The 23,835-nt window shown below is 43.2% G+C and carries 21 protein-coding genes and 1 riboswitch; of the genes, 19 read left to right on the top strand and 2 right to left on the bottom strand.

Annotation, left to right across the window (positions count from 1 at the left end; all coding sequences use genetic code 11):
- Window positions 1-325: 325 nt before the first annotated feature.
- From metK to QM968_RS02350, 8 genes are all read left to right on the top strand, one after another.
- A complete protein-coding gene (gene metK, locus QM968_RS02385) occupies window positions 326-1,516 on the top strand; it encodes a methionine adenosyltransferase (protein WP_009732698.1) in 1,191 nt (396 codons plus the stop codon).
- A 192-nt stretch (window positions 1,517-1,708) separates the two neighbouring features.
- Window positions 1,709-2,968, top strand: coding sequence for a UDP-N-acetylglucosamine 1-carboxyvinyltransferase (locus QM968_RS02380; protein WP_414325320.1), 1,260 nt, complete (start codon window positions 1,709-1,711; stop codon window positions 2,966-2,968).
- 57 nt (window positions 2,969-3,025) lie between these two features.
- Complete coding sequence (locus tag QM968_RS02375) at window positions 3,026-3,577, top strand: GNAT family N-acetyltransferase (protein ID WP_414325322.1); 552 nt, start codon at window positions 3,026-3,028, stop codon at window positions 3,575-3,577.
- Window positions 3,570-4,847 (top strand): CBS-HotDog domain-containing transcription factor SpxR, encoded by a 1,278-nt coding sequence (gene spxR / locus QM968_RS02370; RefSeq protein WP_414381940.1) that lies wholly within the window; start codon window positions 3,570-3,572, stop codon window positions 4,845-4,847. Before QM968_RS02375 ends, spxR begins: the two co-directional genes overlap by 8 nt.
- A gap of 20 nt (window positions 4,848-4,867) precedes the next feature.
- Window positions 4,868-5,728, top strand: a complete 861-nt coding sequence (locus tag QM968_RS02365; RefSeq protein WP_009732702.1) for a methionyl aminopeptidase — start codon at window positions 4,868-4,870, stop codon at window positions 5,726-5,728.
- Between the two features lie 83 nt (window positions 5,729-5,811).
- Window positions 5,812-6,783, top strand: a complete 972-nt coding sequence (locus QM968_RS02360; RefSeq protein ID WP_414325324.1) for a YihY/virulence factor BrkB family protein — start codon at window positions 5,812-5,814, stop codon at window positions 6,781-6,783.
- A gap of 99 nt (window positions 6,784-6,882) precedes the next feature.
- A complete protein-coding gene (locus QM968_RS02355; RefSeq protein WP_414381937.1) occupies window positions 6,883-7,347 on the top strand; it encodes a MarR family winged helix-turn-helix transcriptional regulator in 465 nt (154 codons plus the stop codon).
- The gene (locus tag QM968_RS02350) at window positions 7,344-8,051 is read left to right on the top strand and encodes a B3/4 domain-containing protein (protein WP_414381934.1); all 708 of its coding nucleotides are present in this window, start codon (window positions 7,344-7,346) and stop codon (window positions 8,049-8,051) included. Before QM968_RS02355 ends, QM968_RS02350 begins: the two co-directional genes overlap by 4 nt.
- 80 nt (window positions 8,052-8,131) lie before the next feature.
- Here QM968_RS02350 and QM968_RS02345 read toward each other — a convergent pair whose 3' ends face one another.
- Window positions 8,132-8,575 (bottom strand): GtrA family protein, encoded by a 444-nt coding sequence (locus tag QM968_RS02345; protein WP_414381932.1) that lies wholly within the window; start codon window positions 8,573-8,575, stop codon window positions 8,132-8,134.
- A gap of 28 nt (window positions 8,576-8,603) precedes the next feature.
- Window positions 8,604-8,710: riboswitch (PreQ1 riboswitch) on the top strand.
- Here QM968_RS02345 and QM968_RS02340 point away from each other — a divergent pair.
- From QM968_RS02340 to pulA, 4 genes are all read left to right on the top strand, one after another.
- On the top strand, window positions 8,708-9,217 hold the full coding sequence (locus tag QM968_RS02340) for a QueT transporter family protein (RefSeq protein WP_414325327.1): 510 nt from the start codon (window positions 8,708-8,710) through the stop codon (window positions 9,215-9,217). Its footprint overlaps the riboswitch before it by 3 nt.
- A gap of 84 nt (window positions 9,218-9,301) precedes the next feature.
- Window positions 9,302-11,260, top strand: a complete 1,959-nt coding sequence (ligA, locus tag QM968_RS02335; protein ID WP_414381930.1) for an NAD-dependent DNA ligase LigA — start codon at window positions 9,302-9,304, stop codon at window positions 11,258-11,260.
- Window positions 11,261-11,269: 9 nt separating this feature from the next.
- Complete coding sequence (locus QM968_RS02330) at window positions 11,270-12,232, top strand: diacylglycerol kinase family lipid kinase (RefSeq protein ID WP_009732709.1); 963 nt, start codon at window positions 11,270-11,272, stop codon at window positions 12,230-12,232.
- Between the two features lie 77 nt (window positions 12,233-12,309).
- Window positions 12,310-14,610, top strand: a complete 2,301-nt coding sequence (pulA, locus tag QM968_RS02325) for a type I pullulanase (protein ID WP_414381927.1) — start codon at window positions 12,310-12,312, stop codon at window positions 14,608-14,610.
- Between the two features lie 60 nt (window positions 14,611-14,670).
- On the opposite strand, the gene QM968_RS02320 is transcribed toward pulA, so the two are convergent.
- Window positions 14,671-16,830, bottom strand: a complete 2,160-nt coding sequence (locus QM968_RS02320) for an LTA synthase family protein (protein ID WP_414325332.1) — start codon at window positions 16,828-16,830, stop codon at window positions 14,671-14,673.
- Window positions 16,831-17,059: 229 nt separating this feature from the next.
- Between QM968_RS02320 and QM968_RS02315 the strand changes: the two genes are divergently transcribed.
- From QM968_RS02315 to QM968_RS02285, 7 genes are all read left to right on the top strand, one after another.
- Window positions 17,060-18,223, top strand: a complete 1,164-nt coding sequence (locus QM968_RS02315; RefSeq protein ID WP_414381924.1) for a class I SAM-dependent methyltransferase — start codon at window positions 17,060-17,062, stop codon at window positions 18,221-18,223.
- Window positions 18,220-18,897 (top strand): type I 3-dehydroquinate dehydratase, encoded by a 678-nt coding sequence (gene aroD / locus QM968_RS02310; RefSeq protein WP_414381921.1) that lies wholly within the window; start codon window positions 18,220-18,222, stop codon window positions 18,895-18,897. Before QM968_RS02315 ends, aroD begins: the two co-directional genes overlap by 4 nt.
- Window positions 18,887-19,759 carry a shikimate dehydrogenase gene (aroE, locus tag QM968_RS02305; protein WP_414381918.1) on the top strand — a complete coding sequence of 291 codons (873 nt, stop codon included), beginning with the start codon at window positions 18,887-18,889 and terminating at the stop codon, window positions 19,757-19,759. The genes aroD and aroE overlap by 11 nt, the downstream gene beginning before the upstream one ends.
- Before the next feature lie 163 nt (window positions 19,760-19,922).
- Window positions 19,923-20,996: a 3-dehydroquinate synthase gene (gene aroB / locus QM968_RS02300; protein WP_414381915.1), complete on the top strand. Its 1,074-nt coding sequence runs from the start codon at window positions 19,923-19,925 to the stop codon at window positions 20,994-20,996.
- A gap of 6 nt (window positions 20,997-21,002) precedes the next feature.
- Window positions 21,003-22,169, top strand: coding sequence for a chorismate synthase (gene aroC, locus QM968_RS02295; protein WP_414381913.1), 1,167 nt, complete (start codon window positions 21,003-21,005; stop codon window positions 22,167-22,169).
- A gap of 16 nt (window positions 22,170-22,185) precedes the next feature.
- Complete coding sequence (locus tag QM968_RS02290) at window positions 22,186-23,292, top strand: prephenate dehydrogenase (RefSeq protein ID WP_414381910.1); 1,107 nt, start codon at window positions 22,186-22,188, stop codon at window positions 23,290-23,292.
- A 100-nt stretch (window positions 23,293-23,392) separates the two neighbouring features.
- On the top strand, window positions 23,393-23,731 hold the full coding sequence (locus tag QM968_RS02285) for a YlbF/YmcA family competence regulator (RefSeq protein WP_003014453.1): 339 nt from the start codon (window positions 23,393-23,395) through the stop codon (window positions 23,729-23,731).
- The last annotated feature ends 104 nt before the right edge of the window (window positions 23,732-23,835 follow it).

Here is a 23,835-nt window from a genome sequence, read left to right as displayed (position 1 = left end):
AGTACCCATAGGTGCGCGGTAGCCTACCATTTTTGAAGATAAAAAAAGCACCGTGTGAGGGTGCTAGATCTTGCCTGCTGAACTCGTAAATTGATAGATACCCTACGGGGTATTTTTTTGTGAACTTTTTAGGAACTTTGAGGATTGCTTAAGTTTGTTTAATTGAGCCCAAAAAAGCTGATTTAATGGGCTTTTTTGAAAATAATTTTCCATATTATTGGTAATGTGTTATAATGAAGTGTTATATGGTCCCGATAAGATGATAGACTGTCTATCAGTACTTTGTAACTCTATAACACTAATTTTTTAAGGGGGGACATTTTTTATGTCAGAACGTAAATTATTCACGTCTGAATCGGTATCTGAGGGGCATCCAGATAAGATTGCAGACCAAATTTCAGATGCTATTTTGGATGCTATTTTAGAGCAAGATCCAGAAGCACACGTTGCGGCTGAAACAGCTGTTTATACTGGTTCAGTGCATGTTTTTGGTGAAATTTCAACCAATGCTTATGTCGATATTAACCGTGTGGTTCGGGATACTATTGCAGAGATTGGTTATACCAATACAGAGTACGGTTTTTCTGCGGAGACGGTGGGAGTTCACCCATCATTGGTGGAACAATCTCCTGATATCGCTCAAGGGGTAAACGAAGCCCTAGAAGTACGTGGGAATGCGGATCAAGATCCACTCGATTTGATCGGTGCAGGAGACCAAGGTCTCATGTTTGGTTTTGCGGTGGATGAAACAGAAGAACTCATGCCATTGCCAATTTCACTCAGCCACAAGTTGGTTCGTCGTTTGGCAGAGCTACGTAAGTCTGGTGAAATCAGCTATCTTCGTCCAGATGCCAAATCTCAAGTCACTGTTGAGTATGATGAAAATGACCAGCCAGTGCGCGTGGATACGGTTGTTATTTCAACTCAACACGATCCAGAAGTGAGCAATGAACAAATCCACCAAGATGTGATTAACAAGGTCATCAAAGAAGTGATTCCAGCTTCTTACCTAGATGATGAGACAAAATTCTTCATCAATCCAACTGGTCGTTTCGTTATCGGTGGACCTCAAGGTGACTCAGGTTTGACGGGTCGGAAGATCATCGTGGACACCTATGGTGGTTATTCACGTCATGGTGGTGGTGCCTTCTCTGGTAAGGATGCCACTAAGGTAGACCGTTCCGCTTCTTATGCAGCTCGCTACATTGCCAAAAACATTGTGGCAGCAGGGCTTGCTAAGAAAGCAGAAGTTCAATTGGCTTACGCGATCGGGGTAGCTCAACCTGTCTCTGTTCGGATCGATACCTTTGGGACTGGAACCGTAGCCGAAAGTAAGCTGGAACAAGCAGCGCGTCAAATCTTTGACCTTCGTCCTGCAGGAATTATCCAAATGCTGGACCTTAAACGTCCAATCTACCGTCAAACAGCGGCTTATGGCCATATGGGACGGACAGACATTGACCTTCCATGGGAACGTTTAGACAAGGTAGAAGCCTTGAAAGAAGCTGTAAAATAATTCGTTGAAATATAAAAGTTAGGGTTAAGCTGATCCTAGCTTTTTTTCATTTTGAAAATTTCTACAGATGGAAAAATAGGCCCATCTGTGGTATAATAGATGCAGTATGTTACATACGTTGTCCCTTTTATTTCCGTTGCAAAAAACGATAGTAAAAGGAAAAAGACTTGAAAGAGCTAATGAATTATTAAAATGAAAAAAATTGTAATAAATGGTGGTCGCCCTCTAAAAGGAGAGGTGACCATTAGTGGTGCAAAAAATAGTGTAGTGGCCCTTATTCCTGCGACTATTCTGGCAGATGATGTGGTAACCCTGGACGGAGTACCGGATATCTCAGATGTCGCAAGTTTGATTGAGATCATGACCATCATGGGGGCTAAGATTGAGCGTAATGAGGACAGTTTGATCATTGATCCACGTGGGGTCAAGGATATGCCTATGCCGTTTGGTAAGATCAATAGTCTGCGAGCCTCCTATTATTTCTATGGAAGCTTACTAGGCCGCTATGGTCAAGCAACTGTTGGCTTGCCTGGTGGATGCGATCTTGGTCCACGTCCCATTGATTTGCATTTGAAGGCCTTTGAAGCGATGGGAGCAGCCATGACCATGGATGGTTCAAGTATGAAGCTTGCGACTGATGGCAGGCCTCTCCAAGGAGCCAACATCTACATGGACACTGTTAGTGTCGGTGCAACAATCAATACGATTTTGGCGGCCGTCAAGGCTGAAGGTCGTACAGTGATTGAGAATGCTGCTCGGGAACCTGAAATTATTGATGTAGTAACCTTGCTCAACAACATGGGAGCCCGTATTCGTGGAGCAGGAACAGATATGATTATCATTGACGGTGTTGCCCATTTACATGGGACGAGACACCAGGTCATACCGGATCGGATCGAGGCAGGAACTTATATTGCGCTTGCAGCTGCTATTGGCGAAGGTATTCAGATCAATAATGTCTTGTATGAGCATTTGGAGAGCTTTATTGCTAAGTTGGAGGAGATGGGTGTGCGCATGACCATTTCTGAAGATAGCATCTTTGTAGAAAAGCAAACAGGCTTGAAGACCATCCAGATCAAAACGTCTCCTTATCCTGGTTTTGCGACTGATTTACAACAACCGATCACGCCTTTGCTTTTAACTGCTACAGGACGTGGACGAATTGTCGATACGATTTATGAAAAACGGGTCAACCATGTGCCAGAATTGGCTAAAATGGGTGCTACTATTTCGACCTTGAACGACCACATTATCTATGAAGGACCAAATCAATTAACTGGATCCAGTGTGAAAGCGACGGATCTTCGAGCTGGTGCTGCCTTGGTGATTGCGGGTCTTATGGCTTCTGGAACAACAGAGATTACAAATGTGGAATACATCCTTCGCGGATATTCAGATATTATTGATAAGTTGACCCAACTTGGAGCAGAGATCCAATTAGTAGAGGATTAGCGACAGTGGTGGGGATCTGGTAAGAGCGACCAGGATAACAGAGCATTGGAGTTGAAAATGAATATTTGGACGCACTTAGCTGCCTATTCACTGATTGAAACAAAAAGGTTGTATTTACGACCTTTTCTCTTTGGGGATGCCGAAGATTTTTATAAGATTGCTTCGAATCCTGAAAATCTACAGTTTATCTTTCCTGTTCAAGCAGATCTTACCGAGACCCAGTATGTTCTGGCTAACTATTTCATGAAAAATCCTTTAGGAGTGTGGGCCATCTGTGATAAGAAAACAAATCAAATGATCGGTTCCATCAAGTTTGAAAAGTTGGATGAAATCAAGGGAGAAGCTGAGTTAGGCTACTTTTTACGCAAAGATTTTTGGGGAAAGGGCCTGATGACAGAAGCGGTCAAAGAGTTGGTTTATCTATCATTTGAGAAATTTCAACTAAAAGAAATCAGGGTCATCACTCATGTTGAAAATACAGGGAGTCAAAGAGTCGCTCTAAAGGCTGGATTTCGTCTCTTTCGTCAATTTAAAGGGAGCGACCGATATACGCGTAAAATGCGCGATTATTATGATTTCCGCATAGGTAGAGGGGACTTTTATGAGTAAACACCAAGAGATTTTAGATTATCTCGAAAAATTACCGATTGGGAAACGGGTCAGTGTTCGGAGCATCTCAAATTTTTTGAATGTCAGTGATGGGACGGCCTATCGGGCCATTAAAGAGGCTGAAAATCAAGGGATTGTAGAAACAAGGCCTAGAAGTGGGACCATCCGTGTCAAATCGCAAAAGTCTGTACTAGAGCATCTGACCTATCGGGAAATTTTAGAGATCACCGCTTCGGAGATTTTAGCTGGGGAAGCGGGTCTCGAAAAAGAATTTAATAAATTTTACATTGGGGCCATGACGGAAGAGCATGTCTTAGACTATGTGTCTGAGGGAGGACTCCTAATTGTTGGAGACAGAACCAATATCCAACGTCTCGCCTTAAAACACGACAATGCAGTCTTGGTCACGGGAGGTTTTGAAGTTGACGAGGATGTGATTTCGCTTGCGAATCGGGTGCAGATCCCAGTGATTCGGACGGCTCATGATACCTATACCGTCGCTACCATGATCAATAAGGCCTTGTCCAATATGCAAATCAAGACGGATATCTTGACAGTGGAGCAGGTTTATCGGCCTTTTCATGAGTATGGTTATCTTTCTGAAACCGATACGGTAAGGGATTATTTGGATTTAGTCCGGAAAAATCGCTTTAGCCGCTTTCCAGTTGTCAATCAACACCAGATGGTGGTTGGGGTTGTGACCATGAGAGATGCTGGAGATAAAGCGCCTCAGACGACCCTCGATAAGGTGATGTCACGGACCATTTTTACCACTAATTTGTCCACTAGTATTGCAACGATTAGCCAACGGATGATCGCTGAAGACTATGAAATGATTCCTGTTGTTCGCAATAACCAGACCTTGCTTGGTGTGATCACGCGTCGGGATGTCATGGATCGGATTAGCAAGGTGCAGTTTTCGAGCTTACCAACCTTTAGTGAGCAAATTGGTCAAAAGATTCAAACGGAGAACGACCGTTACCAATTTACAGTGGAACCGAGTATGCTGGAGAAAAGCGGTGTTTTGGCCAATGGGGTTATGATCGAAGTGCTGATGAAGGTTGTACGCAAGATGATGCAACACAGTGGGCGTAGCTTGATTGTCGAACAGTTGATCATCAATTTTTTACAGGCTGTGCAGGTGGATGATGTGATCCGCATTGAACCACAACTAGTTCGACGAACCAGACGTTCGGCCTTGGTTGATTTTAGCTTGTATTTAGATCTGCAGCTAGTCGCGAAAGCAACCATTACGATTAAGATTAATTAAACAAAAGAAATGAGGAGACAATGATTACATTAAAATCACAACGTGAAATTGAAGCCATGGATCGTGCAGGAGATTTCCTTGCAAGCATCCATATTGGATTACGTGACTTGATCAAGCCAGGGCTTGACCTATGGGAAGTAGAAGAATATGTCCGTCGTCGCTGTAAAGAAGCCAATGTCTTGCCGCTTCAGATCGGTGTAGAAGGTAGTCTTATGGATTACCCATATGCGACTTGTTGTGGCTTGAATGATGAAGTAGCCCATGCTTTTCCCCGTCATGTCATCCTAAAAGATGGCGATCTCCTCAAGGTGGATATGGTTTTATCTGAACCGCTTGATAAATCTGTTTTGGATGTATCAAAATTAGATTTTGATAATGTTGCGCAAGTCAAAAAATACACAGAGTCTTACACTGGTGGTTTAGCTGATTCATGCTGGGCCTATGCTGTCGGAAATGTTTCTCAAGAAGTCAAAGATTTGATGGATGTGACCAAAGAATGTCTCTATAAAGGGATTGAGAAAGCGGTCGTTGGCAATCGTTTAGGAGATATTGGTGCAGCGATTCAAGAATATGCTGAAAGCAAAGGTTATGGCGTCGTGCGCGATTTGGTTGGGCACGGAGTAGGTCCAACGATGCACGAAGAACCAATGGTACCGCATTATGGACGTGCTGGACGTGGTCTTCGCTTGCGTGAGGGAATGGTCTTGACGATTGAACCAATGATTAATACAGGTACCTGGGAAATTGATACAGATTTGAAAACTGGATGGGCTCATAAGACCCTTGATGGTGGTCTGTCTTGTCAATATGAGCATCAATTTGTCATTACAAAAGATGGTCCAGTGATTTTAACTAGTCAAGGTGAAGAAGGAACTTACTAAAAGATGAAGAGGGAAGAATGGAGCTGAAGGCAAGTGTCTGGTTTCGCTCTTTGCTCTTTTTTAGTAAAACGGGGAGGTGACGGATGAAAAAGGTCCTACAAAAAATGTTTGATCAGCCATTTATAAAGGGATTTGTGCGGTTTTATCAAAGTTCAGAATCGGATATCACGAGCATTGCAGTGGCTTATTATTTGCTGATTTCGATTTTCCCTTTGATGCTGATTGCGGCCAATATTCTGCCCTACTTTCATATTCGTCCCACTCAGATTTTGTTGAGCTTAGAAAAGGTCTTGCCAACTACCTTGTATCGGACAGTGGCCCAGATGATCTCGAGTGTATTGACCAAGCCTTCTACGGGCTTACTGAGTTTCTCGATTATTTCCGCCTTGTGGATTTTCTCTCAGAGCATTGCCTACCTTCAAAAGGCCTATAATAAAAGTTATGGGGTTGAGAAGGAACGTGGCATTATCTGGGGACGACTCTTTAGCTTTCTGATCAGTTTTGCCTTGCAGGGCTTATTTGGCCTCTCGCTCATCCTCTCGATGTTTGGCAAGATGATCGTCCGCTATCTCTATCAAACTTTTTCATTTGACAGAACCATCTATATCCGCTTGTTGAATTTGACGGAACCGACCATTTACCTTTTGCTCTTTGTCAGTCTGGTCCTGCTCTATTACACTCTACCAAATGTAAAGATTCCTAAATTTAGATATGTCTTTCCAGGGGCCTTCTTTGTAGTCATTGTCTTGTATGCTATTTTGAATATCTTTTGGAAATACGTAGACCGCTATGTGAGTCATTTCTTAGATGCCCGCTTCTTTGGTTCGGTCGTCCTTGCCGTTATTATGTTCTGGTTTGTCTTAGTAGCGAAAATCATGATTATTGGTTGTATTTTAAACGCCAGTATCCAATTTGCGAGAGAAGCCAAGTTTCAAACGCGTAGTGGAGAAATTGTCTCCAAATTAAAAACGGAACAAGTGGCTTTCCGACACAGGGAAGCATCTCTCAAATTAAAGCAGCGTTTGCGTCTCAAACATACTCATAAAACTAAATAAAGGAAATCAGATTTGATCTGGTTTCTTTTTTTGATTTATTTTTATTGCATTTGCAATAAAAATGTGTTAGGATAGGATTATCAAAAAAGGAGGAGTAGGATGAGTATTTTACGCGAGATTGGCATCATCGCGCGTGCTCTTGATTCCATTGCGAATATCGAATTTCGTGATATTGACTTGGCACGTGGTCAATATCTCTACCTGGTCCGAATTGCAGAACAACCAGGGATCATCCAGGAAGAACTCTCTGATCTCTTAAAAGTCGATCGGTCCACGGTTGCTAGATCCGTAAAAAAACTAGAAGAGCGTGGTCTGATTCAGCAACGTCCCCTGGGGGAAAACCTCAAAATCAAGGAATGGGAATTAACTGAAAAAGGTCAGGAGATATACCCCTTCATTTTAGGGGAGCATCTTTACTCTGAGAAAACCGCCTTAAAAGGCTTTTCAAAAGAAGAAGTCGCACAGTTAGAGGAGTATCTGGTCCGGGTACGTGAGAATATTACCTTGGATTGGGAGCTTGTCAAAAAAGGTCAAAAAAGAAATTATAGTGAGGTAAAACAATGAAAGTAACAGTCGATCAAGCGTTTTGGGATTTATTTCCAACAGCTCGGATTACGGTTATGTCTTTGTATGGCATTGATAATACAGTAGATGAAGCCAAGGATCCTTATTTCAAAGAATTGTTAGACAAGGGTGCTAAGCGAGCTTGGGACTTTATTGATGAAGACAACTATACCCAGAGTGAATTTGTCCAAGAGTGGCGTCAGGCTTTTAGCAAGTTTAAAACAAAAAAAGGAGCTAGATCTTCGATCGAAGCCCTCTTAAAAAGAGTACACCAAGGACGTGAATTCTACCCGATTAATCCTTTGGTGGATCTTTACAATAGTGTGTCAATGGCTTACGCCCTTCCTTGTGGAGGTGAAGACATGAGCAAATTGGTTGGAGGACTCTCTCTGGGACAAGCAAAAGGAGGCGAACCGTTCTTTCCACTAGGGGCTGAAGAGGATGCTCCAGCTTTGGAAGGGGAGATCATTTACTACGACCAAGAAGGTGCAGTATGTCGTTGTTTGAATTGGCGGGAAGCTCAAAGAACCATGCTGACGGAAGAGACTAAAGATGCTATCCTAGTCATTGAAGCCATCAATGAAGAGCAGGCCAAACGTGCACAAACAGCTATGCAGGAATTGAAAGACCTAGCCAAGGATTATTTTGGGGTCGAAGGAACGATCTATCAATTAAGTGCAGAGCAAGCAAGTATAGAAGTTTAAAATAATAAGGCTGAAACAATATGAACTGACCCCAAAAGTTAGACAGAAAAAATCTAACTTTTGGGGTCAGTACAATCGTTTCAAGCCTTGTTTTTATTTTTAAAGACAAAGAGTTTACTAAAGAGATAATTGAGGACTATAATGGCTACTTGTGCAAAGAGGGTTTCAATTAGATTGATTTGATTCTTGTTGTTGTGGACAAATTGACCGATAATTCCGGGGAACTGCTTGACAAAAATCTCAGTCAAGGCCATATCTAGTATAAAGGTACCCGAGCGGGCAATCGCAAAACGGATCAAGCGCTGAAACCATCCCTTTCTTTCTTGCTTAAAGACGATGGTATCATTGGTGACAAAGGCAAAGAGGATCCCCGCGAGATTCCCGATTGCTGTTGCCAATCGTTCATCGCTAGTGATTTGGTAGATGAAAAGACGGGTACAGACAGAGACAAGGGTTGTGGCTACTCCAAAAAAGAGATAGGATAAAATTTCATTATCAAAAAATTTTTTAATCAGTTTTTTCATAAAATCAGTCTACCATAAAACCTGAAAATATGCTATACTTGAAAGGTTGAAGAAATCAAGACTTCAACCCTTGGTGCTTAAGATCCTTTCGCCAAGCATATTAGACGCGGGAATACCGCTAAAGGAGAATAGATGAAACAGTTAACTGCTCGTGATATGGCACAAATTGCCATCGTTGCTGCGATTTATATCGTATTGACCATTACCCCCCCTCTCAATGCTATGGCCTACTATGGCTATCAATTCCGTGTTTCGGAAATGATGAATTTCTTAGCCTTTTACAATAAGAAATACTTGATTGGGGTAACCATCGGTTGTATGATTGCCAACTTATTTAGTTTTGGATGGATCGATGTCTTTGTCGGTGGAGGTTCAACCTTTGTCTTCCTAGGTCTTGGACTTATTCTATTTGGACGTTTCAAAAACAAGTTCTTATTCGACGGTCTTATTCGGTTAGACCATTTCTTGTTTGCGATTTTCTTTTCCATCTCTATGTTTACGATTGCCTTGGAGCTTTATTACCTGCAAGGCCAACCATTCTTCTACAATTGGTTGACCATGGGATTGGGTGAATTTGCATCCTTGATTTTTGGAGCGATTGTGATCAATCAACTATCCAAACGGATCGATTTTACAAAATAAAAAAAGGAGCCTGAGCTCCTTTTTTTCATGCTAAGAATGCAGTAAATTCAAGGCTAAATTAAGATTTTATGATAAAATAAGAACATGAAAACCAGAATGAAAGAATTAGTGGAATTACTTAACCGCTATGCCTATGAATATTATACAAAAGACGCTCCATCAGTCTCTGATAGTGAATACGATCAATTATATCGGGAGTTAGTGGAACTAGAGGCAAGCCATCCGGAAGATGTTTTGCCAGAGAGTCCAACTCACCGTGTGGGTGGTGTGGTTTTAAAAGGCTTTACTAAATACCAGCACCAGTATCCCCTTTATAGTTTGCAGGATGCGTTTTCGCGGGAAGAACTAGAGGCTTTTGACCAACGGGTCCGCAAAGAATTTCCTTCTGTCAGCTATGTATGCGAGTTGAAGATCGATGGCTTGTCCATTTCCCTTACCTATGAAAATGGTGTCCTTGTAACAGGAGCAACACGTGGGGATGGTTCTGTCGGTGAGGATATCACCGAGAACCTAAAACGGGTCAAGGACATTCCTTTGGTTCTACCAGAGCCAATTAACATCACGGTAAGAGGCGAGTGCTATATGCCACGGGCTTCTTTTGATCGGGTCAATCAGATCCGTCAGGAAAATGGTGAACCGGAATTTGCCAATCCACGAAATGCTGCGGCAGGAACGCTCCGCCAATTGGATACGAAAATTGTGGCTAAGCGGAATCTTTCCACCTTCTTGTACCAAGAAGTGAGTCCAACCGACCAGAGCAGTCAGGAAGGCGTGCTTGAAAAATTGGCCCGGTTAGGATTTGTTGTAAACCAGGAGCGAGTGCTGGCTGAGGATATGGATCAAATCTGGAACTTTATCCAAAAAGTAGCTCAGCTTCGAGAGGACCTTCCCTACGATATCGATGGGATCGTCATCAAGGTCAATGACCTAGCTGTTCAAGAAGAACTAGGCTTTACCGTAAAAGCTCCTAAATGGGCTGTCGCCTATAAGTTTCCAGCTGAAGAAAAAGAAGCGAAAATCCTATCGGTGGATTGGACGGTTGGACGGACCGGTGTGGTGACCCCAACTGCCAATCTAACTCCAGTCCAGCTAGCAGGAACCACTGTTAGTCGGGCAACCTTACACAATGTGGACTATATTGCCGAAAAGGATATTCATCAGGATGATACCGTCATTGTCTACAAGGCGGGTGATATCATTCCTGCGGTCTTGCGTGTTGTCAAAGATAAACGGGTATCTGATCAAGCATTAGCCATTCCAACTCATTGTCCGAGCTGCCAGAGTGAGTTGCTTCATTTTGAGGATGAGGTGGCCCTTCGCTGTATCAATCCGCTCTGTCCAGCTCAGATTAAGGAAGGATTGAACCACTTTGCAAGTCGGGATGCTATGAATATCACAGGCTTGGGTCCAGCTGTTGTAGAGAAACTCTTCGCAGCTCAGTTGGTAGAGGATGTAGCGGGGATCTACCGGCTCACTGTAGAGGATCTATTGACCTTAGAAGGCTTCAAAGAAAAATCTGCTGAAAAACTTTATGAAGCCATTCAAGCTTCAAAAGAGAATTCAGCTGAAAAGTTACTCTTTGGTTTGGGAATCCGACATGTCGGAAGCAAGGTTAGTCAAATCTTGCTTCAAGAATTCCATGACCTCGATCAATTGGCTACCGCTGATCCAGAGCGGATTGCAGGTATTGACAGTCTCGGTATGGTTGTGGCTGAAAGCCTCAAGTCTTATTTCGCACAAGAGGGATCCAAGCGTCTCCTGCAGGAATTGAAAGAAGCAGGAGTCAATCTGACCTATCTTGGTGAAAAAGTTGCTGCCGATGCAGCCCTTTCAGGGATGACGGTTGTTTTGACTGGTAAGCTGGAACGGCTCACACGTTCAGAAGCAAAGGCCAAATTAGAGAGTCTGGGTGCTAAGGTAACTGGTTCTGTTTCTAAGAAAACAGATTTGGTCGTTGCTGGGGCAGACGCAGGTAGCAAGTTATCCAAAGCACAAGAATTAGGAATCCAGGTAGAAGATGAGTCCTGGCTTGAAAGTTTGTAGAGGATGTTTATGGTAGAACGAATCAAAAAAGCCCGTTTAATTTATAATCCTACCTCTGGGCAAGAAATTATCAAGAAAAACATTGCGGAAGTTTTGGACGTACTGGAAGACGTGGGCTATGAGACCAGTGCTTATCAAACCACTCCCGAACCATTTTCTGCTCAAAATGAAGCAGAAAGAGCGGCCAAAGCTGGCTTTGATTTGATCATTGCCGCTGGTGGTGATGGTACGATTAACGAAGTAGTTAATGGGGTTGCTGGACTAGAACATCGTCCCCAGATGGCCTTTATTCCAACAGGGACAACCAATGATTATGCGCGTGCCTTGAAGATCCCGATGGGAGATCCGGTGGCAGCGGCTCGCATTATTGAAAAGAATCAAATCATTCAAATGGATATTGGTCGTGCTTATGGCAGCAAATACTTTATCAATATTGCTGCTGCAGGGACCCTGACAGAGTTGACCTTCAGTGTTCCAAGTAGTGTCAAATCTCGTTTGGGTTACTTTGCCTATGTTGCAGAAGCAGCGAAAATGTTGCCACGTAATAAGGCTCGTAAGGTGCGAATCGAGCATGACAATGGTGTTTTTGAAGGACCAGCCTCTATGATTTTTGTGGCCTTGACCAACTCAATCGCTGGTTTTGAAAGTGTGGCGCCAGATGCCAAGCTTGATGATGGGAATTTTACCTTGATTATCGTAAAAACTGCTAAGCTTTTTAACATGTTATCCTTGATGATTCAGGCGATTAACGGGGGCAAGCATGTGCATGATGACAATGTAGAATATCTCAAAACTAAGAAGCTGACGATTGATATGATTGGCAAGAATGATCAACCATTCCGCATTAATCTAGATGGAGAATATGGTGGAGATACTCCGGTTGAATTGGAAGTCTTCCATAATCACTTGGAATTCTTTGCAAATATCGATGAAATCAACACCGATGCTTTAGTACACACCTCTGAGGAATAAAGACAAACAATGGGGTTATTCGCCTGATGGATGGGCGAATGGTTCCGTCAGTATCAAATTGGAAATAGGAAAATGTTATGCGACAATACCATGTAAAGCTTCATTTTCATAAGCAAAAAGGAAATTATTTTGCCTATGATATGTGGCAGTGGCAAGACCAAGTAGAAGGAAAATCAGTCTCTTTCTCCAAGTTGGATTATTTTGGAGTAGAGGGGAATCTGGTTTATGAGAGCGAAGGACCGCTAAACCGAGGACATGTCTTGGTCAAAGAAGGGGATTGGTTTACCAAGACCCGAGATTTTGAAATCGAACTCTTACCAGAGGGATTTGTAAGAGAAGTCTGGATTCTCGATGGAGATGATACAGTCTACTATTCTCTACAAGCTGCTTTGACTAGTCATGCCTACAGTCATCGTCAGCCTCATGCCTATGATATGGCTACCCATGCAAAGAACTTTGATGCTAAGTGGGCTTATCAAGGTTGGCTCGGCTGTCGAGATGAAGATGGTGAGTATTGCTTTAAGTTATGGGCTCCTACGGCTAAGAAAGTTGAATTGGTGCTCTATCAGTCAACTGAACCGGATGCCCCAGTTTGGAAAACCATTCCGATGATGCGAGGCAAACAAGAGTCTAGCTACCATCCAGAAAACACCCAAGGTGTTTGGATTCTAGATTTTCTAGGAAATTTAAGTGGCATGGCTTATCAATATCGTGTGCATTTTGAACACCAGACTCAAGTGACGCGCGATCCTTATAGCATTGCAACGACAGCCGATGGAATGCGCTCAGCCATTCTCTCAAGAGCAGATCGTCAGTTTGATTGGGGCACTAAAAAAGGCGCCGATGCGACTCCTTGGCGCTTGGACAATCCTTGTCAAGCAGTGATCTATGAGATGCACCTTCGGGATTTAACCAAGTCACCGACATCAGGTGTGGACGAGTCTTTGCGTGGGACCTATCTGGGGGCTTGCCAAGAAGGAACCGTCAATAGCCATGGCGATGCGACTGCTTTTGATTATATCCGTCAGTTAGGGGTCAATGTCGTGCAATTACAGCCGATTTCGGATCGCTATAAACAGTACGATGAAGAAGGTCGTGTGACCTACAATTGGGGTTACGACGTTCAGAATTATTCTGCACCAGAAACCAGTTTTTCAACGGATCCATCCAATCCCAAACAAACCATGAAAGAGCTTAAAACCATGATCCGGGCTTATCATGACGCTGGGATTTCTGTAGTCATAGATGTGATCTACAATCATATCTACTCAACTGATAATGGTCCCTTCCAAAATACAGTTCCGGATTATTATTACCGGATGGAGCCAGATGGGCGCTTCCAAAATGGGACAGGTGTCGGTAATGAGACGGCGAGTGAGCATGAAATGTACCGCAAGTACATGATTGATTCCCTTACGCACTGGGTCAAAGAGTACCAGATCGATGGTTTCCGCTTTGATTTGATGGGCATTCACGATGTGACGACAATGAATGCTATTCGGGAGGCGATGGATGCTCTGGATCCTCGGATTCTCCTTTATGGAGAAGGTTGGGATATGGGAACCGGTCTCGCGCCAGAGGATAAAGCCAAGAAAGACAATGCGGCGCAATTGCCACGTATTGGATTCTTTAACGACACGGAGCGCGATGCTATTAAAGGGGCTGAGGTTTATGGTTCTATCAAGAGAGGGTTTGTCAGCCGTAAATCAACGGAGAATATTGTTGCGCGTGCTGTTTTAGGTAGTGCGGAACTTGGGAATTATTTGACGCCTAGCCAGGTCTTAAATTATGTGGAAGCTCATGACAACTATAACCTCTATGACTTGCTTCAGACCCTCCATCCAAATGAAGAAGTAGCAGGACTGGTCAAGCGCTCAGAATTGGCTACAGCCATGAATCTACTTTTCCAAGGAATGACTTTTATGCAGGTGGGACAAGAGTTTATGCGGACAAAATTGGTTCCTACGGGCCCAGAAGGAGAGATCACTCCTTTGGATCGTGAACGGGCCATGAATTCCTATAATGCTCCAGATTTTGTCAATCAGGTCGATTGGAATTTGGTGAGTGAACACAAGGAATCAATTGACTATATTCGCAGTCTGATTGCCTTGAAGACCAGTCTACCTATCTTATCGCTTGAAGGCTATGATAAGATTTACCAACAAGTCTTTATCCAATCTGCAACAGATACCAGTGGCTTGGTTATCTATGAATTAACAGGAGACAAGAAGTACCAAGTCATCTTTAATGCTAGCGGACTTCCTTATTACCTCCAAAATTCAAATCAATTAGAATTGATAGTTGGCAATAGCCGTCATAAACGACCATTCTATGTGGAGAACTTAACAGCTTCTGTTTTTGAAGTTCTAGACCAATGAAGATCATCTTCCTTTTGATGACAATGTAAAATCCCTGAGTTAAAAACTCAGGGATTCTTTTTATTTTGAAGAACTGCTACTGGTTTCGGTTGAAGAAGAGCTAGTCTCTTCTGGGTGCAATTCTTTATAGCTTGGTGCTTTGAAGAGATCCACAGTGGATTCATTTCCACGTTGGTTGTAAAGGCTGGTTGATTTATCGCCTTTTTCCTTTTCAATCTTCTTCAATGCCTTGAAGGAATTGGTGTAGGAATAATCATCTGGATTGACTTTACCAAGGTCATTGCCCTTGAAGAAACGAAGGAGATCACCCGTCTGGATGCTATCGCTAATCTTCAATTGGAGGTTGGCAGCTTCTCGGATCTTATCTAGCTGCTCCTTGGTTTTTTCATCCGGGTTGGTGATCTCCTCTCCTGTTTTGGTGTAATAGGTCCGACCGCTGTAGCTCGTGTACTCAGGAGTCACAAAGTAGTTCGCCGAGCGGAAAGCTACAATTTGATCATGATCTGGTGAGAGCATATCCTGACCAACTTGGAGGAACTTGTTGGCTTCAATACCTAGCAAGTGTTCCAAGGTTGGGAGCATATCTATTTCACCTCCATAGGTATCGATGATGCCTCCCTTATCCATACCTGGAATGACTACCATATACGGGACTCGTTGCAACATGGCATTGTCATAACTAGACCAGGTCTCAGAGTTCTTGCCAAGTAGTGGGGCGAGAGCTGGGTTGCGGGAGTTGGAAATTCCGTAGTGGTCACCGTATAGAACGATGATTGAATTTTTGTAAAGACCCGATTCTTTTAGGTAATCAAAGAAGGCCTTGATCGAAGAATCTAGGTAGTTAGCGGTCGCAAAATAGCCATTGATGGTTTCGTCCTGTGTCTTAGCCAGTGGGAACCCAAGATCATCTCCTGATAAACTCGTTGTATAAGGGTAGTGGTTGGAAACCGTAATGAACTTGGTATAGAAAGGCTGTTGCATTCTTTCCAGGTATTTGATGGAATCCTTGAGCATGTATTTGTCATTGAGACCATACTGGAAGGAATTACTACTGTCTTGTTTGGTGAAGTAGCTGGCATCAAAGAAATAATTGTAGCCCCATTGTTTATAGGCTGTATTTCGGTTCCAGAAACTTCCAGCATTCCCGTGGAAAACAGCGCTCGAATTGTAGCCGTTTTTAGAGAGAATAAATGGAGCAGCCTGTTGGGTATTAGTTCCACCATAGTTGACCATAAAGGAACCTTGGTTGAGTCCAAAGAGTCCAGTTTCAATCATAGTCTCAGCATCAGATGTTTTCCCTGCCTTGACTTGGTTAAACACATTTGAAAATGCAAAGGTTTCCTTTGAATGGTAGAGTGAGTTTAAGAAAGGCGTCACTTCATATTCTTTATCGTCCACTTTCAACTTGTAGTCGATAAGGAATTGTTGGAAACTTTCCAAGTGAATGTAGATGACATTTCGACCTTTTGCCATTCCGAAGTATTCCGGATTAGCCTTGGCATAATGTTGCTGGACATATTCTTCAACCGGTGTTAGATCAGCTTCAGAAGCTTTGGAACGTTCTTTGTTGGCAGCGTAGGTCTGATTGGCACTGTATCCTAGAAAGGCCGGTAAACCTAAGGCACGAACGACATAGTAGTTCGAGAACCCACGAGTCAAAAGCTCAGGTCGGTCAATTTCTGCAAGGAAAAGGTTGGCCGAAAAGAGCATAGCAGATAAGGATGTGACCGCAAAACTAGCTCGTTTATTGAAGGGACGCTTGTCCATTCGAATCCATTTCTTAAAAAAGAAGAAGGCTAGAATTGGGAAATCCAGAATGTATATCACATCCCATGGACGGAACAATTCTAGAGCTGCAGCTCCGAGGCCAGCAGAAACCTTACTGGAAGCCAACATGGTATTGACCGTTACGAAGTCTGTAAATTCTCTATAATAGATGGAGTTGGAGATCAACCAAACAAATAAGAGGAGATAGATCCCAAAGGCCAAACTATAAAAGAGCTTGGTCCGTTTGATATAGAGAGCTAGACCAATAAAGAGCAGGCTGATTGGGAATGGGTTGATGACTGCCAGAAAAATCTGATAAGGTCCCTGAATATCTAAGTTAAAATCAACTGTGTAGGCCCACATGGTTTTAAACCAGTAGAGCAACAGAAGGGTCAAGACAAATCCTAGTCTGGTACTCATGAAATTGAGTATCGAATTCGTAATTTTTTTCACAAAATGTAACTTCCTTGTCTTATTTCCTAAAAATTTTCATATACAAGTATACCACATTTTTAAGGAGAAAGAAAAGAATGACTGTGAACCAGACGAAAGAATAAGAGGAAAGCTGTGATACTCAAACACTTGGGTGATAAGAAACAGAGCTGAAATAAAATTGTGAAAAAAGTCTGACAAATAGATCATCCCTTTGTGAAAATAGCAGACTTTTGCTATAATAGGTGGTATGAAAAAACTTACAGTCAGTCGACAAGTCGCAACAAAAATCAAACAAGGACAATCGCTCCTTGAAAAGCAAGACTTTGATTCGCTTCCTACCTTGGATCAAGCGATTCAATTGCTTTCAGGTGATGGACAATCCCTCGGAGTCGGATACTTATCTGAACAAAATAAAGGGATCGGTTGGTTTGTTTCACAAGAGTTGGTCGTTTTTGATCAAGCCTTTTTTCGGGAACGATTTATGAAGGCCAAGCAATACCGACGTTCTTATTATGCCGATGCGACAACGACAGCCTTTCGTCTCTTTAACCAAGAGGGAGATGGTTTTGGTGGTTTCACGATTGACTTGTATGGTGAGTTTGTTGTCTTTTCTTGGTATAACCCTTTCGTATTCCAGATCAAGGAAACGATTCTAACTGCTTTTCAAGAAGTCTTTCCTGAGGTGAGGGGAGGCTATGAAAAAATTCGTTTTAAGGGATTGGATTATGAGTCGGCTCATGTGTATGGTGAAGAAGCTCCGCAAGAATTTTTGATTCTGGAAAATGGCGTCTCTTATCAGGTCTTTCTCAATGATGGCTTGATGACGGGAATCTTTTTGGACCAGCATGAGGTTCGAGGAAGTTTAGTGGAGGGGCTCGCTGCTGGACAGTCCTTGCTCAATATGTTCTCTTATACGGCGGCCTTTTCTGTTGCTGCGGCAATGGGTGGAGCAGTTGAAACCACTTCGGTCGATCTGGCTAAGAGAAGTAGAGAATTATCAGAAGCGCATTTTGTAGCAAATGGCTTGGCGCTGGATGATCATCGTTTTGTCGTGATGGATGTCTTTGATTATTACAAATATGCCAAACGCCATGAGCTAAGCTATGATGTGATCGTACTCGATCCGCCTAGCTTTGCGCGGAATAAAAAACGGACCTTTTCAGTCGCTAAAGATTACCATCGGTTGGTCAGCGAGGCCCTCGAGATTTTAAATCCAGGTGGGACCTTGATTCTCAGTACTAATGCGGCAAATGTGACCAAAGAAAAATTTAAAAAACAAATCGAAAAGGGATTTCAAGGGCGTAAACATCGTTATGTAGCAGAATACGGCCTTCCGGGAGATTTTCGATGGAATAAGAAAGAAGAAAGTAGTAATTACTTAAAAGTATTTACGATTAGGGTGGATGTATGAAGTTAGTTGTGTCGATTATGCCTCGCTCCTTAGAAGAGGCGCAACAACTAGATGGTTCGCGTTACGAGGATGCGGATGTCATTGAGTGGCGTGCGGACTTTCTAGAAAAAAACGAGATCTTAACTGTTGCTCCAGCAGTATTTGAAAAATTTGCTGGACGCGAAATTTTATTCACCTTACGGACTCGAGCTGAAGGTGGAGAGATGGAGCTGACCAATGAGGAGTATGTTGGGATCCTGAAAGATATTCAATCTATCTATCATCCAGATTATATCGATTTCGAGTTTTATAGCCATCGTGACGTCTTTGAAGAGATGTTGGAATTTTCAAATCTTGTGCTCAGCTACCATAATTTCCAAGAGACACCGGAAAATATGATGGAGATCTTATCGGAATTAACTAGCTTTTCTCCAAAATTGGTCAAGGTATCGGTCATGGCCCACAATGAACAAGATGTCCTTGACTTGATGAATTATACGCGTGGTTTCAAGACGCTGAATCCTGAGCAAGAATATGTAACGATTTCCATAGGTAAGGTCGGGAAGATTTCGCGCTTGACAGCTGATTTGACAGGCTCTTCCTGGTCTTATGCTAGAGTCGGAGAAGGAAGTGCGCCTGGTCAAATCCCTCTTGAAAATATGCGAAGAATTCGGGAGTTATTAAATGAAGATTGATGGCTACACTCGGATGGCAGCAGTCATTGCCCATCCTATCCGCCATAGTATCTCTCCTTTCATTCATAATCTAGCCTATGAATTAACAGCGACCAATGCTGCTTACCTGGCTTGGGATATTGCTGAAGAAGATTTAGAAAGCACTGTCAGCCAAATTCGTAAGTTAGAGATGATTGGGGCCAATATTTCCATGCCTTTTAAGCAAAAGGTCTTTCCTTACTTAGATGAAGTGGATGAGATGGCTCTAAAGATCGGCTCTGTCAATACCATCGTTCACCGTGATGGCAAGCTTAAGGGCTATAATACGGATGGGATTGGTTTCTTTCGTAGTTTACCTCCTGCTTTCTCTATTAAGGGAAAAACAATGGTTCTCTTAGGGGCAGGTGGTGCAGCTCTAGCGATTATTGCGCAGGCCATTCATCTAGGTGTGAAACGTATCCTTGTCTTTGTGAGAGAGGAGAGATTGGTTCATTATCGTTCAATTGTTCAGTTGATTGAAGATGGCTTTGATTTTTTGATAGAATTGTATGCGATTGAGAAAAATGAAGATGTTCAAAACTCTTTTCATCAAGCTGATCTTATCTTAAATGCCACTGGTGTAGGGATGGATGGTCAGTCTCTTCCGATAGCGAGTCACTTGACCTTTCCCCCACATGCCTTAATCGTAGAGATGGCCTACTATCCAGCAGTGACCCCCTTTCTGCAATTAGCGGTGAATCAAGGAAACCAAAGGGTAAATGGGTTAGGAATGCTCTTTTATCAAGCTGAGGCAGCCTTTGAATTGATGACTGGGAAACCATTTCCTACGGAGTCTGTATGGAAAGCATTGACAACAGAATACCAACAATTTGTATGTGATTAAGAGAGTTTGTTACCTTATCACTATTGAATAAGCCTTATGAGATTAGAGTAGGAACTGATTTTTAAAAAATCAGTCTTGCTCTAGTCTCTTTTTCGTTTCGATTGAGACATGTGCCCTATTTCATGATAAGATAGAATGAAAGAATAACACGAAGGAGATTCCTATGAACCTATCGGTACCTATTCCAGGACATTCCTATGATATTGTGATTGAAAGAGGTGGGCTCAACCAGGTTGGAGACTGGTTACACTCTCTTTGGCCTGAGAAAAAAGTCGCGATCATTTCCGATAACCGAGTGGCTAAGTTGTATGCATCTATCGTAGAGAAAAGCTTGCAGAAAGCTGGTTTTCAAGTGGTGCGCTTTGAGTTTCTTGAAGGCGAAGCCAGTAAGAATTTGACCACTGTTTCGAAAGTCTATGAATTTCTAGCTACCCAGGGCATGACGCGCAGTGATGGGATCGTTGCCCTTGGTGGTGGCGTAGTCGGTGATTTGGCTGGTTTTACGGCCTCGACTTATATGCGGGGAATTTCCTTTGTTCAGATTCCGACTAGCTTAACCGCCCAGGTGGACTCTTCTATCGGTGGAAAGACTGGAGTCAACACAGCATTTGCCAAAAACATGGTGGGCACCTTTGCCCAACCGGACGGTGTGTTCATTGATCCTGAAGTGTTGAGCACTTTGGGACACCGTGAATTAATCGAAGGAATGGGGGAGGTCATCAAGTACGGTCTCATCCAAGATACGGAACTTTGGCAAGAGTTGGAAGCTATGGATGGCTCTGTCGAAAGTATATTAGAGCATGCAGAGAGCATTATTTCTCATTCTTGTCTAGTGAAGCGTGACCATGTGGTAGCAGATGAGCTGGACAATGGGATTCGACTGTATCTCAATTTTGGACATACTATTGGTCATGCCATTGAAGCGACAGCGGGATATGGACGGGTCATGCATGGGGAAGCCGTTAGTATGGGCATGGTGCAGCTGTCACGAGTTGCAGAAGATAAGGACTTGATGCCAAAGGGAATCAGCCAACAAATCGAAGAAATGTGTCGGAAATTTGGACTTCCGGTGGCCTATGAGAACTGGGATAAAGAAGCCCTTTATCAAGCCTTGACCCATGACAAAAAAGCGCGTGGGACTAGCTTGAAATTAGTGATTGTTCCAGAGTTGGGGCAAGCTGCGATTCATCAAATCCCTCTTCAAGAAATGAAGGACTTTTTAGAAAGAAAGGAATAAGGTCGTATGAGATATTTAACAGCAGGAGAGTCCCATGGTCCTCGATTAACAGCCATCATCGAGGGGGTCCCGGCAGGCCTTCCTTTATCTGAAGAGGATATTAATAAAGAGCTCAAACGTCGACAAGGTGGATATGGTCGTGGGGCTCGGATGAAAATCGAGAGTGACCGTGTTGAGATCACATCAGGTGTCCGTCATGGCTTGACCATAGGAGGTCCGATTACTCTGAACGTGACCAATCTGGATCACCAAAAATGGCTGGAAATCATGAATGTAGCACCGGTCGAAGAGAAAAAGAAAGATCTGCGCAAGATCACCAAGCCACGTCCTGGCCATGCTGATCTAGTCGGAGGAATCAAATACCGTTTTGACGATCTTCGTAATTCGCTCGAACGTTCTTCTGCCCGTGAGACGACCATGCGTGTAGCCGTTGGTGCAGTTGCTAAACGAATTTTAGAAGAGATTGACGTGGAAGTGGCCAGCCACATTGTCAATTTTGGGGGAATCGAGATTGCAATTCCCGAGAATCTAACCGTTTCCGAAATCAAGGAAAAGGCATCTAAGTCGGAAGTTTCGATTGTTGTCCCAGAACAAGAAGAAGCCGTTAAGGCTTACATTGACCAGGTGAAAAAAGATGGTGATACCATTGGGGGAATTGTGGAAACCTTGGTTGGCGGTGTGCCTGTTGGACTAGGATCCTACGTGCAATGGGACAAGAAATTGGATGCCAAAATCGCTCAAGGAGTGGTCTCTATCAATGCCTTTAAGGGAGTTGAGTTCGGTCTTGGTTTTGAAGCAGGTCGCCTAAAAGGGAGTCAAGTCATGGATGAAATCGTCTGGTCTGAAGAAGCTGGCTATACCCGTCGTACTAATAATCTTGGTGGTTTTGAAGGGGGCATGACCAATGGTGAGCCCATTCTGGTTCGAGGTGTTATGAAGCCTATTCCAACCCTCTACAAACCCTTGATGAGTGTGGATATTGAAACCCATGAGCCTTATAAGGCAACAGTTGAGCGTAGCGATCCAACAGCTCTACCAGCTGCAGGTGTCGTGATGGAAGCAGTGGTCGCAACGGTTCTTGCTACAGAAGTGCTTGAAAAATTCTCATCCGATAACTTGGAAGAATTGAAAGAGGCCGTTGCCAAGCACCGGGACTTTACTAAGAATTTTTAAGAGAAAGAGTTTTCCTTTGGAGAAGAAAGTTGTATATATTGCAGGGTTGGGCTTGATTGGTACTTCCCTCGCGCTAGGGATTAAAAGGGCCTACCCAAATGTGACCATTCTTGGTTACAATCGTAGTGAAGCCTCTCGAACCATCGCCCTTGAAAGAGGAATGGTGGATCAGGTGACGGATGATTTCGCTGCCTTTACCCCTTTAGCGGATGTGATTATTTTGGCACTTCCGATTAAGCAAACCAAGTCTTACTTAGAAACTTTAGCTGGTCTGAATTTGAAAGACCAGGTACTAGTGACAGATGCAGGCTCTACCAAGGCAAAAATTGTCGCACAAGCTGAAAAGGTGTTTAAAGACAAGGCCGTACGCTTTGTGGGGGGACATCCCATGGCGGGGAGTCATAAGACAGGTGCAGCTTCAGCGGATGCCACCTTATTTGAGAACGCTTATTATATTTTTACCCCTTCCAGCTTGACCACAGGAAGTGCCATGGAAGAGTTGAAAGAGCTTTTGAGTGGATTGGGATCCCGCTTTATCGAAATCGATGCCGAGGAACACGATCGGGTAACCTCCCAGATCAGTCATTTCCCCCATATTTTAGCATCGACTCTGGTCGAGCAGGCCGTAGCTTATGGGGAAGAGCATGAAATGACCCGTCGTTTTGCGGCTGGTGGTTTTCGTGATATGACAAGGATTGCAGAAAGTGAGCCAGGCATGTGGACCTCTATTCTCTTGTCCAATCCTCAAGCTATATTAGAGCGGATTGCAGATTTTAAAGAGCGCTTGGACCAAGTGGCTGAAACCATTCAAGCAGATAACGAAGAGGCCATTTGGTCATTTTTCCATGAGGGACGTAAGCACCGACAAGAAATGCAGATCCATCAGAGTGCTGGACGCGATAGTGCCTATGATCTCTTTATCGATGTCCCCGATCAGGAAGGTGTCATTCTTGAGATCCTGCAAATCCTACAAGGAATTTCCTTGGTTAATATTCACATCAATGAAGAGAATCGTGAAGATATCCACGGGATTTTGCAGCTGACCTTCAAAAATGCAGAAGATCAGGAGCGGGCCCAAGCATTGATCAGCCAAGCAACGTCTTATACCGTCCTTGCTCGCTAGGTCTAAAGTAGGATTTGCGTCAAAGTACCTGCTTCATTTTAGGAATTTATAGGAAAAAGCAGTATAATAGAAGTATCTTATCAGTAAAGGAGCCTATCTCATGGCAAATATTTATGATGTCGCAAATGAACTTTCTCGGACTCTTCGAGACCTTCCTGAATACAAGGCTGTCGTAGAAAGCAAGCAAGCGATCGAAGCAAATCCAGAAGCGAAAACGCTGTTTGACGAATACGTCGCTTTTCAAAATCAACTGCAAGGTTTGATGCAATCCGGTCAACTTCCAACAGAAGCTGTGCAACAAGAAATGAAAGACTATATGGAGAAGATCCAAGCAAGTCCAATTGTGAATGAATTTTTCACCAAACAACAACAATTATCTATTTATCTTGCGGATCTCGAAAAGATTATTTTTGAGCCGATTCAAGATTTATACAAATAAAAAGACTACCAGAGTTGTAATTTCGACTCTGGTATTTTCGTTCGCCACTAGATCAAAAGAAGCTCAAAAAATGCTAGGAAACATTCGTTTTTTGTTCCAAGTTT

Origin of the sequence: Streptococcus sp. OMI870 (assembly GCF_047460295.1) — a bacterium.
Lineage (GTDB): Bacteria > Bacillota > Bacilli > Lactobacillales > Streptococcaceae > Streptococcus.
This window is presented reverse-complemented; position numbering and strand designations above follow the sequence as displayed.